Here is a 13,650-nt window from a genome sequence, read left to right on the forward strand (position 1 = left end):
CTCATTGCAACTGTTGTATCGATTCAACGGTGTCAGTTGTCAGCCTGCATTTACCTACTCCAATAGAATAAGCTGCAAAATTTCCTGTCGCCTAACGATGTTATACTGTAATTACATCGATTTTTCAACAGAATTTTGCATGGCCGCGTCGAAAAGTGGAGAAATTATTGAATATACGCTAAAATGAAAGTAGATTACTTTTTTTTAGTTTGTGTATACAAAAAAACTTACCTTTGTCAAGTAGCTTATGTTAAAATACATTTAAAGAAGAGGTGAATACTATGGCAGATCATCTGCACCAAATGTGTCCCAAATTCGAAGCGGCTTTCGAAATTCTCGGCAAACGCTGGACCGGGCTCATCATCCGTTCATTGCTGCGAGGACCTTGCCGGTTTAAGGATATATCGGAGATGATTCCGGGCATGAGCGACCGAATGCTGGCGGAGCGCTTCAAGGAGCTCGAGGCCTGTGGCCTGATCAGCCGCCACGTGTACCCCGAGACGCCTGTACGCATCGAGTACCAGCTCACGGAAAAAGGCAAAGCGCTGGAGCCCGTCATGGAGGCCGTGCAAAGCTGGGGCGAAGCCTGGGTAGACTAACGACTTAGCTTCTGCTACTCGTAATGCAGGACTTCCTCCATCGAAGCCACAGGATAATAGAAAAGCGGCTCGCCGCACGAAGGGCACCCTTTTCGCTCATCCGCCCGTTCGTTCAATGCCATCGCAAGCGCAAAAGAAGATTCATGATTGATCGTCCGGATCACATCTTGGTGATAGACATTGTCACAGCTTGACATACTGCAGCAAGCACGGACCTTGTAACAGCTGTTCATCGAACGGCACATCCTTCCAGAGAAAGACACACGACATGTAGTGTGTCTTTCTTGGTATTGCCATTTTTCCCTCCTTCCATTCAGCTAGCACTATAAACGACAGAACGCCTCCCCCGGTTATGCTGCTGCAAGGAGCTGCACCCAGAAGGAGGCGATTCGTTTGCTGACGGATCCCTTATTTGCGTGTATTTGTATCGCGCTGGAAGACATGCTGCACCATCGTGTTAAATTCGTTCAGGTAGCTGCCTAGCGCCCCCTTCTGCTCTTCCTCCGCATACACCTTGACTCGCTGCACAAAATTCGGGTTCGCCGATACATACACCTGCTGAATGTTGGTCGGCACCATCCCCAGCACCTGCTTGCTGATTTCGTCCGCCGTCCGGTACGACAGCCCTCCCGACTCCGTCCAACTGATCCGGTTCGGCGATTGATCCGTTCCGAACAGCCCGGCACCGCCATTCGAGGTTATTCTGGATTGACTGACCTCAGGCGAGGCTTCCGCATCCGGATTGTGGCCGTTCAATACGACTGCCACATAGGCGTTCATTTCCGTGAGCAGCACTTGGGCGGATTGTATTCCAGGCATCTGCTGCACGCGATTAGCGATCTGGGGCGTAAAGGCCATCGTCTTTGACAAATGTGGGTTCGTCATATCCAGCTGCGTCCGGCCGCCATATTCACGCCCTTGAGGCTGATTTTGCTCCTTCACCCACTTTGTCTTCACGCCCAAGCTGTTGTCTTCGTTATTCCGGGAATCCCGATCATGCAAGGATTGCTGCTTCATATCTACCGTCCCGCTTCCCGTACGCCCGGTTTCCGATGGATTGCTTCCACAAGCATTAAGCAGGGCCATGCACCCGATGACCGCTGCGAGCATGATCCGGTGCTGCTGGCTGATTGCAATTGGCATGAATAGTTCACTCTCCTGTTCCTTCACCGCATTCCCACTTAGGATGAATCATTGTGGGCAAATTATGCAGCAGAACAAGAAAAAAGCCTTTCCGCGGCATGCTGTAGAAAGGCTTCTTGGATTATGATTTCTTGTTGTTGTCGTCGTCCAACCGCTCCAATAGCTTACGAACCGCATCCTCCGATACTTGACCGGCTTCTTTGAAGCGCCGAAGCTGTTCGGCCAGCTCCTGACCTAAAGCCTCGTTCTGAGCTTCCTCCGCCGCGTAAGACGGATCAAACCAGACGTAGGCTCCTTCAGGACCGTTGCGCAAAAACGGCTTCTGCCAATGCTGCGGATACGTGTAAGGCGCATCACTAAACATAATGGCCAGCACATCATCACTGTCCAGCGGCATCAGCTGATGGAACACTTCCTCCTGACCAGCCGCGGGCCCGACGGCCGCAAAATTCCGATGCAGGTAGGCATAATGCAGATAATGCTCCCCCGTCTCCCGATCCTTGGCGATTTCATACTGCTCATGCCCATCTTCTTGCAGGGCACGAACGGTTTCCAGCCGCTCAGCGATCGACTCGGAAGGTACTTTTTTCCAAGCGTGCCAAGATGTATTCATATATCGTAAGCCACCTCCATGTTGTAGCTGGTTAGCTCCGTTTAGGCACGGGCTTCTCGTGCAGGCGAAGCGAGCGCCTAGGCAACCGCCACCTGAATTGCACGGACAGCATCCGGAAGGCTACTACCACTACAAACAGCACCAGCAGCTCAATCGAGCTTTTGGCCCAGCCAAGCCCAATGGCATAGCCTGCTAGCATCCCCCAAACCGCGTAAATCTCATCGCGAAGCACCAGCGGCTTGCGGCCGGCCAACACGTCGCGGATGATCCCTCCGCCGATTCCTGTGAGCATCGCTGCTACCATCACGGCACTCAGCGGCACATTCATCTTCGTCGCGTAGAGCGCGCCTTGGATCGAAAACGCGGACAACCCGAGTGCATCAAAGAAGGCTTCCCACGTTTTCCACTTGCGAATCCAGCTGACTGGGAAGATAAACACCAAGAACGCCGACAGCAGCGCGGTTTTGAGCGCCACCCCCTGCTCCCATAGCGTCGTCACCGGAACTCCGATCAGCAAATTTCGAATGACCCCGCCGCCGAATGCGGTGACGAGGGCCAGTACGAATACGCCTAAGATGTCGTAGTCTTCTTCCATGGCGACGACCGCGCCCGAAATCGCGAACGCAATCGTACCTATAACGCTAAATAATTGCAGATTAATCTCAAACAAGCCTTCCATAGCTACATTACAGACTCCAATCTAATGTGACTACATTCCCTGTTCTGGAGGATTCATAAATCGCCTCAAGCACTAAGCTATTCGTCAGACCGGACATCGCCGAGGTGATCGGCTCTTTGCCCTCTCTAACGCATTCAAGAAAATGACGGGACAAGCGTACCCGCGCACCTTCATCGTTCTGCGGAACGGTTAACTCGACATCCGCGATCCGGTCAAATAGCTCGGTATGCAGCCGACCTTTATTGCCGCGCAGCGATGCACCACCTTCGGAACCCATGAGGTAAACATAAGGACCATTGTCTACAAAATCCGTATTCGCCGCCCAGCTGACATCGAGTGTCAACGTGCTGCCATTTTCCAGCTTAATCAGCGCCGTCGCCAAATCCTCTACATCGTACGTACCGTTCCAATCCGGCTTGCCCCAGGTTCCGATCCCGCGCTTCTTCGGTCCGAACTCAGCATAGGTCGTTCCGAACACGGACACAGGCTTCGGATTGCCCATCAAATGGAGCGACAGGTCGAGCATATGCACGCCGATATCGATCAGCGGACCGCCGCCTGATTTGGACATCTGAGTAAACCAAGTGCCCCAGCCCGGAATGCCCTTGCGGCGAAGCCAGCCGGTTTTGACATTGTAAATGGTTCCCAAAGCGCCCTTGTCGATTTGTTCCTTCACCTGCAAATTGAGCGGCTCCCAGCGCATCTGGTGCGACATCATGAGCGTTTTGCCGGATTTTTGGTGCGCCTTTACGATCTCCTTCGCGGATGCCGCATTGACCGCCATCGGCTTCTCCAACAGCACGTGCTTGCCGGCATTCAGAGCTTCTATCGCGACCGGAGCATGCGCCTCGTTCGGTACCCCGATAATCACGGCGTCGATGCTTGGATCTTGAATCAGCTCATGATACGATTCGTACACCTTTGGGATATCGTAGGTCTTTGCCCGCTCTTGCGCGAGAGGCTGGTATACGTCCGTCACTGCGGCAATGGCAGCTTGATCAGACAATTTTCTAAACTCCTGGATATGTACGTTCCCGATATTGCCGGCACCGATCACGCCGATTTGAATCTTGTCATTTGCTCCCATGTTCTCTACCTCCATTAGCTTTGCCATGATTTTCCCAACTCAAACTGCTCCTACTATACCATAAAAGCTCGTCCTCATGGTATATGCAAAAAAACAACAGCCGGTAGGGAGCACCAGACTGCCGTTCGTTTACAAAATGCCCATATCCTTAGCTTTTTGCGCCGCTTCTTTGCTGCTTTTACCGCCGAGCTTTTTGAGAATGTTGCCCACGTGCACCTTGATCGTCCGGATCGAAACAACGAATTTGTCTGCGATCTGCGTCTGGGTATGCCCCTTCTCGATCAAGTCCAGCACCTGCAGCTCGGTTGGGGTCAAAAGCGCCTTGAGCTCCTTCATTCGCACTTCCTGCTCCAGCTGCTTCAGGCGGCGAAATTCTTCGCGCATCTTCTCCGCCACACTCGGATGAATGCTGCTGCGCTTCTGGAACGCACCTCGAATCGCTTGAGGGATTTCGCTGAAATCCGACTTCACCATGTAATCTACTGCACCGGCTTTGAATGCTTCGAAAATGAATTCCTTCTCCTCCATCGACGAAAGCATGATCACCCGGGCACCGCTGCATTTGACGATCTCGGCGGCAGCCCACAGCCCTTCGGGGTTATCAGACATCATGATATCCATGAGGACGACATCCGCCTCGTGCTGCTCCAAGAACGTGACCCCCTCCGGACCGCTCGACGCGTGCCCAATCACCTCAAAGTCCGGCTCCTTTTTTAAATAGCTGACCAAGCCTCTGAGCCAATCCGGATCGTCCTCACAAAGAAATACACGTATTTTTGCCGCTTCAATCGTCATCTTAGGTCCATGTCTCTCCTTTCCTCGCGTCCGCCCGAGTCAGCTTGGGAAACTGCATGAATACACTCGTGCCTTGCCCGGGCTTACTGTCCATGCTCATCGCGCCTTTATGCTTTTGTACAATAGTATAGCAGTAGGATAGGCCTAAGCCGAAGTTTAATTTTTTTCCGCCCTTGGTGGTGTAAAAGGGGTCGAATACCCGCTTCAGCTGCTGAGCGTTCATCCCGGATCCGGAATCCTTGATCTCGACTACCACTTTGCGCTTCGTTTCCGTCAACCGCACCGTCAAGCTGCCCCCCTGAGGCATTGCTTCCACGGCATTGCTGATTACGTTGGTCCAAACCTCGGTCAGCTGCGCTCTGTCGCCAAGCATTTCCCCATCGAAAGCATAGAATTCCTGCACCTGAATGTTCCGCAGATCAAGAGACAGCATCCGTAAGCATTGGCTTAACACTTCGGCGGGTCGAATGACTTCGAGCTTCAGTTCCACTTCCTGGGTTTGGCCATGGATTCGATAGATCATGTCATAAATGTGCTGCGAGGCCGCCATGATCACTTCGATATCTTGCACCACCTGCTCCGGTGACGATTGCCCGGCTAATGCATCCGCTTTGATTTTGTCGCTGAACAGTCGGATTTTGCCCACATCGTTTTTGATGGCGTGGTTCAAAATGGACGTTCCCGACGTAATCGCTCTCAACGTGTAATCGAGCTTCTGGTTTTGGATGGAAATTTGCAGGCCCATGAACCCGTAACGAAAGCTGGACCCCACGATAATCGCAAGTGTGATCGCAATCGCCCCCGCGTTGTAGCGCCACAGCTCATATAAATGAAAGTATGCCGGAAGAAGATATAAGGTGAACATGGAGAAAAACAACGTCGGCGCAGCTGCAGCGGTCGTGAGCAACCGGCTTCTTCGTAAAAAGGAGTTCCGCTCCATTCGCACCGACAGGATGAGAAGCACGATCCCGGCTAAAATATAAGGCGTCGTCCAAAAGGATACAAAAATGTACGGAATCGGATCCCCCGGGCGTGGTTCGAACAGGAAGGATACCGCGATCGGAAGGAGCAGAAGCCACGGAATGAACCGCTTCCATGACGGCTTCCACAAAGCGTAGTTCGGATAATAATGAATCGCGAACATGATGAACGTGTAAGGAAGTCCGTAATAACAAAGGAGGGAGCTGGCCAGCTCCGCCGTGTACAGAGCGCTCGCCATTCGATCTGACAGCACCAGGTGACTCTGCGCCAGCGGAACGATATCGTCCGCAATGACGGCCGATAAGCCGCCGGAGCCGCCCGTAAATGCAATGCAGCTGATCCAGCGGGTCGTCGTCCGTTTCGGGTCGGTCAGCAGCAAGAGCAGTCCGATCACCCAAAGCCCGATAAGCACAAACAGCATTTGAAAATCACACTCCGACTACGCTGCAGCGATTAGTTATATTCTTTCTTGAGCTGCTCCAGCTCCTCCAGGCATCGCTCTGCAAACCGGATCGTCCGCTGAAGCTGCTCCATATCGCGATGCAGCGCCGCATGCAGTGACGCTTTGTATTCCGGCACCTCACCGCTGTATGGCCGAATCGTATCGAGCGGCATCAGCGCAATTTCTTGATGAGCCAGTGCACGACGCTGATGAAAGAACGGCACATCCGGGTTCGAAGGATTATGTAAATCGCCTTGCGTCGGATGCTTGATGACCGACAATATTTTGACTGCGGCTTTCATCGGGGAGGTCTGCTCGACAATCTCACCGATATATTCCCCTGTTTTGTATGCGGCTCTTACTAAGTCTCCTGCTTGAAGCATCGTGATCATCTCCTATGGATTACAATTATTGTCATTGATCGTCGCTTAACTCATAAAACGATATAACTCATCGACTGCAGAAAGCCTGTACCGCTTGGCTTGCACCTGTCCCTGTTCCCAGCGAAGCAAGCAGGGTACGCTTTCAATTTGCCACTCATAGGGCAAGGTGCGGCAAGCATTGACGTTGCATTTGCCGAGCGGCAGCATCGGGTTCAGCTCCAGCACGACCTCCAGCATCCGTTCCCCGACTTTACAAGTGCCGCAAAGCGGAGTGTAAAAAAACACAAAGCGTATCGGGACTTCAAGCTCGCTGTTCCCTTGACCGGTCCTAGACTCGGCCGTCCAATTTTTGAGCTGCTCTTCGCTCCATTCCTGCAGCTGCACAGACTAGTACCTCCCTTTCATTCGGAGAGTATTGCTTCCGAACTCACAAATCAGTATTATGGAATTATTAAGATCAGGGTAGGTGTAGAAAATGTCAGATTCCCCTAATACAAACGAAACGTCCGTAACTGCGGAAGAACCCCGCAAGATGAGTTTGGCGGATGCCATTAAGAACAAGCTTGCACAGAAGAAACAAGCACAGGCCGAAGGCAAGGGCGGAGGCCAAATGCGTGCCGGCAATGACGCGGTCATGCGCAGCCAGAACAACAAAAAGCCGAATAACCAGCGCCGTCGTACCGGAGGAAGCTAAGCTTTACCTGGGCGTATGGAAAAGAAGGATGAGCGCCGTCGTCGTAAGAGGACAGCGTCTCATCCTTTTTTAGCGTTACACGTAGAGCGCTTCGCGCTGCTTCTTCACGTCGTCATTCGCCAAATACTCGTCGTAGGTCATCATTTTGTCGATCATACCGTTTGGTGTGATCTCGATGATTCGGTTCGCGATCGTTTGGACGAACTGATGGTCATGGGATACGAACAGCATCGTTCCGTCAAAATCGATCAAGCCATTATTCAGCGCGGTGATGGATTCGAGATCCAAATGGTTCGTCGGCTCATCCAAGATGAGTACGTTGCCGCCCGTCATCATCATTCTGGACAGCATGCAGCGCACCTTCTCGCCCCCGGACAGCACACTTGCTTTTTTCAGCGCTTCTTCACCGGAGAACAACATGCGGCCTAAGAACCCGCGCAGATACGATTCATCCTGATCCTTCGAATATTGGCGCAGCCAATCCACGAGGTTGATATCCGTGTTGAAGTACTCGGAGTTGTCCTTAGGGAAATACGCTTGCGTAGTCGTAACCCCCCAGCTATACTCACCAGCATCCGCCTCCAACTCGCCCATGAGCACTTGGAACAGGGTCGTTTTGGCAATCCCGTTCGGGCCGACCAGCGCGATTTTGTCGCCTTTGTTGACGGTAAAGCTGACATTGTTCAGCATGAGCTGGCCGTCCACTGTCTTGGAGATCCGATCCACCTGCAGCAGCTGCTTGCCTGCTTCGCGCTCTGGAGTAAACTTGATAAACGGATATTTACGCGTCGATGGCTTGATATCCTCGAGGGTGAGCTTCTCCAGCGTCTTTTTACGGGAGGTCGCTTGCTTGGACTTGGACGCATTGGCGCTGAATCGGCGAATAAACTCTTCCAGCTCTTTACGCTTCTCTTCGACTTTTTTATTCGATTCGCGCACCAGCTTGAGCGCCAGCTGACTGGACTCGTACCAGAAATCATAGTTACCGACATACAGCTGGATTTTGCCGAAGTCGATATCCGCGATGTGTGTACATACCTGGTTCAGGAAGTGACGGTCATGGGATACAACAATGACTGTGCCTTCATAACGGGCCAGGAAGTTCTCCAGCCAGTTGATCGACTCAATGTTCAAATGGTTCGTAGGCTCGTCGAGCAGCAGAATATTCGGATTACCGAACAACGCTTGCGCCAACAGGACGCGGACCTTCTGGTTGCCGTCCAGCTCTTTCATCTGCACATCGTGGAGATCCTTCGGAATGCCCAGACCGATCAACAGCTCAGCCGCATCCGACTCCGCCTGCCAGCCTTCAAGATCCTGGAACTCGCCTTCCAGCTCCGCCGCGCGCATGCCGTCTTCCTCGGAGAAATCCGGTTTGGCGTACAGCGCATTTTTCTCTTCCATAATTTCAAACAAACGAGCATGCCCCATGATAACTGTTGGAAGCACCTGAAACTCGTCATATTCAAAATGGTTCTGTTTTAATACTGCCATCCGTTCACCCGGAGTAATGCTGACTTCGCCTTTGTTTGGCTCCATTTCGCCGGACAAAATTTTCAGGAACGTCGATTTGCCTGCACCGTTCGCTCCGATCAAGCCATAGCAGTTGCCTGGAGTAAACTTAATGTTAACATCCTCGAACAAAGCACGTTTCCCGTATCTTAATGTGACACCCGTAACCGTAATCATGAAAAAATTACCCACTTTCCTAGTTGTAGACTAAAGCCTTATAATCAATACCGCTTCCAAACATATAGTATAGCATAAGTACCGCTTGGTTCCCAACACCTGTCAGCTTTGTTGCGAAAATTTTACATACGTGATCGCCTGTCGGCCCATTTGGTTCCACGCGGCGATGAAATCCGCCTTTTCCGTTCGTTCTTCTTCTCCCAGCGGATCGTTAATATAAATATAATGATCGTCATACCCTGTGACCAGCACCGAATGCTCCCGATACGTGATATCCATCGTCCCCTCAGGCGTATCCCAAGTTTCGAACGCATCGTCATCCAACTCTACATAGTCCATGTTCACAATCCCCCATACGGGAACGCCTTGATCTAGAAAATGGTACAGGTCATCGAACTCGGCGCCCGTGGCATCGATAATTTGCCCTTGCAGATAGGTTTCCGCAAGCTCCTTGACCGGCTGATGGTAGACGCCGTAGCCCGGCTCCTCGAACGTGGCCATATCGCCAACAAAGCCGTCATTCGGATTGCCAAAATGAATCATGTGATCCTTGATCGTAAATGGTGTCGAATCTTTGTGAATGGCCGCCGCCAGCGTCATTTTGTCTACATTGATGCCGGCATGCTGGAGCAGCATGGCCAGACTCGTCACTTCACAGCCTCGTTCCAGCTCCGGCATCTGATAGATCAGCGGTGCATCGATCAGCGCTTCTCCGGCAGGCTCGACGTTGGACCAGATCGGCCTTTTCTTAAATTGGACAGACGATCCGGCAAAATGCTTGGCTTCTCCCACAGCAGCTTCATACTCAGGGAACGCGCCTATGAAAATAGCGTCCTGCCACGCCGTGTAGGGTGTCAGCTCGAAGTTAATCGGATTGTCATCATCGGTTTGATCATTGGAGAGGGGGATGATGGCAGGCTTAATCGTTGATTGTACTGCCACTGCCGTGTTCGTTGGTAAATATGCCTCATCTACTGTACTGGATGCACAGCCTCCAAGCATAAACATCGCTCCCATCAGCAGGGCGCAGCACTTCGCGTTTTTCATTTGATCCCCCTCCTTGCTGCAACAGTCTCAGCCCTATTACTTGTTATTCGCGATTTGTTCGACCAGCTCGGAAAGCTCCGTCCAGCGGTCCATGGCTTGCTCGAGCTTGGCGTTCAGCTCCTGCTCCTCATGGAATAGCGTCTGCACCTTACCGTAGTCGCTCCCAGCCTTTTCGATCTCCGACTTGATCTGGGAGAGTCGCTCTTCCAGTCCTGCGATCCGGCCTTCGATCTCATCCCAATCCTTCTGATCTTTAAAAGAAAGCTTGCGTGGACGATTCGCATCCCGCTTCGGATCATTCACTCCCGGCTCCGCCGCCTTCTGTTCTCTTCGCGCTTGCTCTTCCACCTGCCGCTCCGTCTTCAGCACGTCCATGTATTCCGTGTAATTCCCAAAGAACCGTCGAACCCTTCCGTCGCCTTCAAACACGAATAAATGATCTGCCGTCCGGTCCAAGAAATACCGGTCATGGGATACAGTAATAACGACCCCTGGAAAATCCTCCAAATATTCCTCCAGCACCGTCAGCGTTTGAATGTCCAAATCATTTGTAGGCTCGTCCAGCAGGAGCACATTCGGTTCGCCCATCAGAGTACGCAGCAGGTATAATCTCCGCTTCTCACCGCCGGAAAGCCTGCCAATCGGAGTCCATTGCTGCGATGGCGAAAAGAGGAAACGCTCCATCATTTGCGCTGCCGTGATTGCCTCGCCTGATGTCGTGTGGATCACTTCCGCAGCTTCCTTGATGTAATCGATCGCCCTCATCTTCTCGTCCATCTCGACGGCTTCCTGTGTATAGTATGCGAGCTTCACGGTCGGACCGACGTCGATTGTTCCGTGATCCGGCATCATTCTCCCTGCCAGCATATTGAGCAATGTGGATTTGCCGGTTCCGTTTGGGCCAATGATGCCCACCCGATCTTCAGGGAGAACGATATAACTGAAGTTATCGAGCACCTTGCGGCTGCCGAATGACTTGGAGACGTCCTCCAGCTCCATGATTTTTTTCCCGAGCCGGCTGGCACCGAGTGCCATTTCCAATTGGGCAGACGGACCGTCCACCTTCTTGTCGCGCAATGCAACGACTCGTTCCACGCGAGCCTTTTGCTTCGTGGTTCTAGCTTTAGCGCCTCGTCGCAGCCAGGCCAGCTCACGGCGCAGCAGGTTTTGCCGCTTATCTTCCTCCGCTGCTTCCCGTTCCAGTCGGTCTGCTTTCTTTTCCAGGAAGGCGGCATAATTTCCTTCGTAGCTGTACAGCTTGCCTCGATCCAGCTCGAAAATTCGGTTCGTCACCCGATCCAGAAAGTAGCGGTCATGCGTGACGAGCAGCAAGGCCCCTTTCCATTTGCTCAAAAACTCCTCCAGCCACTCGACCGTCTCATGATCGATATGGTTAGTCGGCTCATCGAGTATGAGCAAGTCCGCCGGCTGGATCAGCACCCGAGCCATCGCTACCCGCTTGCGCTGCCCTCCGGACAACGTACCGACCTTTTGCCCAAAATCGCGAATTCCCAGCTGGGTCAAAACCGTTTTGGCGATGGTCGATGCTTCCCATGCTCCAGTCGCATCCATGCGCTGCTGAGCGGTGAAGAGCTTCGCTTGACGTTTCTCGTCCTCCGGCGCGAGCTGCAGCTCGGCCAGTGCCCATTCATACTCTCTGAGCGCTTGCATCAGCGGAGTTTCGCCGTGAAACACCTGCTCCAGCACCGTTGAATCCGACTCGAACACCGGATTTTGCGGCAAATATTCCACCCGAAAGTGATTGGCATGGATCAACTTGCCCTTTTCCAGCGGCTCCAGACCCGCCATGACCTTGAGCAGCGTCGACTTCCCTGTCCCGTTGACTCCAACGAGCCCGATTCGTTCTTTCTCATTAATTTGAAAATGGACGTCGTCGAACAGCACCTTCTCGCCGTAGCTTTTATATAACTCTTCCACTGTTAAAATGTTCATTTACTGGTGTTCCTCTCTTCTTGCTGGTTGCTAACTAATTTCCGCTGCCGTATTCTTTCGCCGGTTCCGTGACGTAGGCCGCCAGCAGCGCCGTTGTATGTAGGATACCATCCACATGTGTACGTTCCATGGCATGTGAAGCATGCACGCCAGGACCGATCAATGCTGCGCGAATATTGCTCCCGCCGCGCAGCGCAGCCGATGCATCCGAGCCGTATTGCGGGTAGATGTCCACCGCGTACGACAAGCCGTCCCGCTTAGCGAGCTCAATCAGCTTCGAAGTCATTGCATAGTCATACGGACCGGAGGAATCCTTGGCACAAATGGACACGTCCCATTCTGTGCAGCTGAGATCATCGCCCATGGCGCCCATATCCACAGCGATCATTTCGGTGATGTCCTGAGGAATCCACGCGGCTCCATGACCTACCTCTTCGTAGGTGCTGATCAATATTTTGATCGTGTACTCCGGCTGAAGGTTCTCCCGCTTCAGGAGCTCAAGCAGCCCAAAGAGCGCTGCAACGCCGGCCTTATCGTCCAAGTGTCGTGACTTGATATAGCCGTTCGCTTTAAACTCCGTTCTAGGCTGGAAGGAAATTGGATCTCCCACCGCAATGCCAAGCGCAGTCGCATCAGCTGCATTTTTCACCCGCTCATCCAGTCGCACTTCCATGACGGATTCCTCGCGCTTAAGCTCACGAGCGTCTGGATAGACATGCACCGAAGGCTTGCTTGTCATGATCGTTCCGTCATAAACGCGGCCGTCTCTTGTATGTACTTGGCAGTATTCATTTTCGACGGAGCCCAGCATGAACCCGCCGACTAGCGTGAAACGAAGCGTGCCATTCGACTTAATCGAGCGTACCATAGCCCCAAGCGTATCTACATGTCCGGACAAGCCGATCACGCGACCTTGTTGCTTTCCCGGAACCGTTATGATCCCGCAGCCTTTGGGGGTAAACGCGAGAGGAAAGCCCAGTTTTTCAGCTTCCGACGCCAGCTTGTTCATGATCGTATGGCAGTAGCCGCTTGGACTTGGCGTGGACAGCAACCATTGTAACACTTCGTTCACATAGTCCATGTTAATTTGATTTTTCATGGGAAAACCCCTTTTCAATCATTTGCTTCTGGAATTATTTTCGTGTAAGCTACGTTTGGATCTGAAAATCAAGGAGGAAACTTCACTATGTCTGAAACTTTGCCACCAAAAACCTGTAGTATTGAGCGACTCGTAACCGTTGAAGAAGATATCGAAAAGGTGCTTAGCGGTGAAAAAACCGCCACTCGCCGTAACGGACGTTACGCAGATATCGGCGAAATCATGGAGCTCAAAGGACGCCAATTCGAAGTGACCAAGGTTTACCAGCAGTCGCTTGGCGAGCTAACGGACGAAGCAGTTCAAACCGAAGGCTACCCGAATGTGGAAGCCTATAAAAACTACATTCTGTCGATGCACGCCGGCATGCCGTGGCTTCCGCATATGAAGGTATGGGTACACGAATTCCGCGCCATCTAATCATGCAAAAAACAGTGTAGCGGTATCTA

16 protein-coding genes are annotated in these 13,650 nt (G+C 52.3%); 3 read left to right on the forward strand and 13 right to left on the reverse strand.

The features are described from left to right. Window positions 1-281 precede the first annotated feature (281 nt). A complete protein-coding gene (locus FPZ49_RS10230; RefSeq protein WP_144846166.1) occupies window positions 282-599 on the forward strand; it encodes a winged helix-turn-helix transcriptional regulator in 318 nt (105 codons plus the stop codon). Between the two features lie 14 nt (window positions 600-613). Here FPZ49_RS10230 and FPZ49_RS10235 read toward each other — a convergent pair whose 3' ends face one another. The 9 genes from FPZ49_RS10235 to FPZ49_RS10275 form a co-directional block, all read right to left on the reverse strand. Further along, window positions 614-832 carry a hypothetical protein gene (locus FPZ49_RS10235; RefSeq protein WP_144846168.1) on the reverse strand — a complete coding sequence of 73 codons (219 nt, stop codon included), beginning with the start codon at window positions 830-832 and terminating at the stop codon, window positions 614-616. 175 nt (window positions 833-1,007) lie between these two features. Next, window positions 1,008-1,742, reverse strand: a complete 735-nt coding sequence (locus FPZ49_RS10240) for a YhcN/YlaJ family sporulation lipoprotein (protein WP_261381344.1) — start codon at window positions 1,740-1,742, stop codon at window positions 1,008-1,010. Window positions 1,743-1,863: 121 nt separating this feature from the next. After that, the gene (locus FPZ49_RS10245) at window positions 1,864-2,355 is read right to left on the reverse strand and encodes a hypothetical protein (RefSeq protein ID WP_144846169.1); all 492 of its coding nucleotides are present in this window, start codon (window positions 2,353-2,355) and stop codon (window positions 1,864-1,866) included. Between the two features lie 31 nt (window positions 2,356-2,386). Continuing rightward, complete coding sequence (locus FPZ49_RS10250) at window positions 2,387-3,034, reverse strand: trimeric intracellular cation channel family protein (RefSeq protein WP_144846171.1); 648 nt, start codon at window positions 3,032-3,034, stop codon at window positions 2,387-2,389. Window positions 3,035-3,041: 7 nt separating this feature from the next. Beyond that, entirely contained in the window at window positions 3,042-4,121 is a 1,080-nt protein-coding gene (locus FPZ49_RS10255) for a Gfo/Idh/MocA family protein (protein ID WP_144846173.1), read from the reverse strand. A 129-nt stretch (window positions 4,122-4,250) separates the two neighbouring features. Continuing rightward, a complete protein-coding gene (locus tag FPZ49_RS10260; RefSeq protein WP_261381345.1) occupies window positions 4,251-4,916 on the reverse strand; it encodes a response regulator in 666 nt (221 codons plus the stop codon). Window position 4,917: 1 nt separating this feature from the next. Beyond that, the gene (locus FPZ49_RS10265; RefSeq protein WP_144846175.1) at window positions 4,918-6,318 is read right to left on the reverse strand and encodes a sensor histidine kinase; all 1,401 of its coding nucleotides are present in this window, start codon (window positions 6,316-6,318) and stop codon (window positions 4,918-4,920) included. Window positions 6,319-6,350: 32 nt separating this feature from the next. Continuing rightward, the gene (locus FPZ49_RS10270) at window positions 6,351-6,731 is read right to left on the reverse strand and encodes a kinase-associated lipoprotein B (RefSeq protein ID WP_144846177.1); all 381 of its coding nucleotides are present in this window, start codon (window positions 6,729-6,731) and stop codon (window positions 6,351-6,353) included. Window positions 6,732-6,767: 36 nt separating this feature from the next. Further along, the gene (locus FPZ49_RS10275) at window positions 6,768-7,106 is read right to left on the reverse strand and encodes a thioredoxin family protein (protein ID WP_144846179.1); all 339 of its coding nucleotides are present in this window, start codon (window positions 7,104-7,106) and stop codon (window positions 6,768-6,770) included. A gap of 91 nt (window positions 7,107-7,197) precedes the next feature. On the opposite strand from FPZ49_RS10275, the gene FPZ49_RS10280 reads away from it, so the two are divergent. Next, window positions 7,198-7,416 (forward strand): hypothetical protein, encoded by a 219-nt coding sequence (locus tag FPZ49_RS10280; RefSeq protein WP_144846181.1) that lies wholly within the window; start codon window positions 7,198-7,200, stop codon window positions 7,414-7,416. Between the two features lie 75 nt (window positions 7,417-7,491). On the opposite strand, the gene FPZ49_RS10285 is transcribed toward FPZ49_RS10280, so the two are convergent. The 4 genes from FPZ49_RS10285 to FPZ49_RS10300 all read right to left on the reverse strand — a co-directional run bounded on the left by FPZ49_RS10285 (window position 7,492) and on the right by FPZ49_RS10300 (window position 13,204). Then, window positions 7,492-9,105, reverse strand: a complete 1,614-nt coding sequence (locus tag FPZ49_RS10285) for an ABC-F family ATP-binding cassette domain-containing protein (protein WP_144846183.1) — start codon at window positions 9,103-9,105, stop codon at window positions 7,492-7,494. Window positions 9,106-9,207: 102 nt separating this feature from the next. Beyond that, the gene (locus FPZ49_RS10290) at window positions 9,208-10,152 is read right to left on the reverse strand and encodes a C39 family peptidase (RefSeq protein WP_261381346.1); all 945 of its coding nucleotides are present in this window, start codon (window positions 10,150-10,152) and stop codon (window positions 9,208-9,210) included. 36 nt (window positions 10,153-10,188) lie between these two features. Continuing rightward, on the reverse strand, window positions 10,189-12,105 hold the full coding sequence (locus FPZ49_RS10295; protein WP_144846185.1) for an ABC-F family ATP-binding cassette domain-containing protein: 1,917 nt from the start codon (window positions 12,103-12,105) through the stop codon (window positions 10,189-10,191). A 34-nt stretch (window positions 12,106-12,139) separates the two neighbouring features. Next, window positions 12,140-13,204 carry a M42 family metallopeptidase gene (locus FPZ49_RS10300; RefSeq protein WP_144846187.1) on the reverse strand — a complete coding sequence of 355 codons (1,065 nt, stop codon included), beginning with the start codon at window positions 13,202-13,204 and terminating at the stop codon, window positions 12,140-12,142. An 87-nt stretch (window positions 13,205-13,291) separates the two neighbouring features. Between FPZ49_RS10300 and FPZ49_RS10305 the strand changes: the two genes are divergently transcribed. After that, window positions 13,292-13,621, forward strand: coding sequence for an ASCH domain-containing protein (locus FPZ49_RS10305; RefSeq protein WP_144846189.1), 330 nt, complete (start codon window positions 13,292-13,294; stop codon window positions 13,619-13,621). Window positions 13,622-13,650 lie beyond the last annotated feature (29 nt).

It is taken from the genome of Paenibacillus cremeus, from assembly GCF_007786445.1.
GTDB classification, from domain to species: domain Bacteria; phylum Bacillota; class Bacilli; order Paenibacillales; family NBRC-103111; genus Paenibacillus_G; species Paenibacillus_G cremeus.

Bases quoted from the DNA above. Each gene is read 5' to 3' on its own strand.
- FPZ49_RS10235 (WP_144846168.1), bottom strand. From the start codon at position 832: ATGAACAGCTGTTACAAGGTCCGTGCTTGCTGCAGTATGTCAAGCTGT.
- FPZ49_RS10290 (WP_261381346.1), bottom strand. From the start codon at position 10,152: ATGAAAAACGCGAAGTGCTGCGCCCTGCTGATGGGAGCGATGTTTATG.
- FPZ49_RS10245 (WP_144846169.1), bottom strand. From the start codon at position 2,355: ATGAATACATCTTGGCACGCTTGGAAAAAAGTACCTTCCGAGTCGATC.
- FPZ49_RS10300 (WP_144846187.1), bottom strand. From the start codon at position 13,204: ATGAAAAATCAAATTAACATGGACTATGTGAACGAAGTGTTACAATGG.
- FPZ49_RS10265 (WP_144846175.1), bottom strand. From the start codon at position 6,318: ATGCTGTTTGTGCTTATCGGGCTTTGGGTGATCGGACTGCTCTTGCTG.
- FPZ49_RS10255 (WP_144846173.1), bottom strand. From the start codon at position 4,121: ATGGGAGCAAATGACAAGATTCAAATCGGCGTGATCGGTGCCGGCAAT.
- FPZ49_RS10230 (WP_144846166.1), top strand. From the start codon at position 282: ATGGCAGATCATCTGCACCAAATGTGTCCCAAATTCGAAGCGGCTTTC.
- FPZ49_RS10285 (WP_144846183.1), bottom strand. From the start codon at position 9,105: ATGATTACGGTTACGGGTGTCACATTAAGATACGGGAAACGTGCTTTG.
- FPZ49_RS10250 (WP_144846171.1), bottom strand. From the start codon at position 3,034: ATGGAAGGCTTGTTTGAGATTAATCTGCAATTATTTAGCGTTATAGGT.
- FPZ49_RS10305 (WP_144846189.1), top strand. From the start codon at position 13,292: ATGTCTGAAACTTTGCCACCAAAAACCTGTAGTATTGAGCGACTCGTA.
- FPZ49_RS10260 (WP_261381345.1), bottom strand. From the start codon at position 4,916: ATGACGATTGAAGCGGCAAAAATACGTGTATTTCTTTGTGAGGACGAT.
- FPZ49_RS10270 (WP_144846177.1), bottom strand. From the start codon at position 6,731: ATGATCACGATGCTTCAAGCAGGAGACTTAGTAAGAGCCGCATACAAA.
- FPZ49_RS10280 (WP_144846181.1), top strand. From the start codon at position 7,198: ATGTCAGATTCCCCTAATACAAACGAAACGTCCGTAACTGCGGAAGAA.
- FPZ49_RS10240 (WP_261381344.1), bottom strand. From the start codon at position 1,742: ATGCCAATTGCAATCAGCCAGCAGCACCGGATCATGCTCGCAGCGGTC.
- FPZ49_RS10295 (WP_144846185.1), bottom strand. From the start codon at position 12,105: ATGAACATTTTAACAGTGGAAGAGTTATATAAAAGCTACGGCGAGAAG.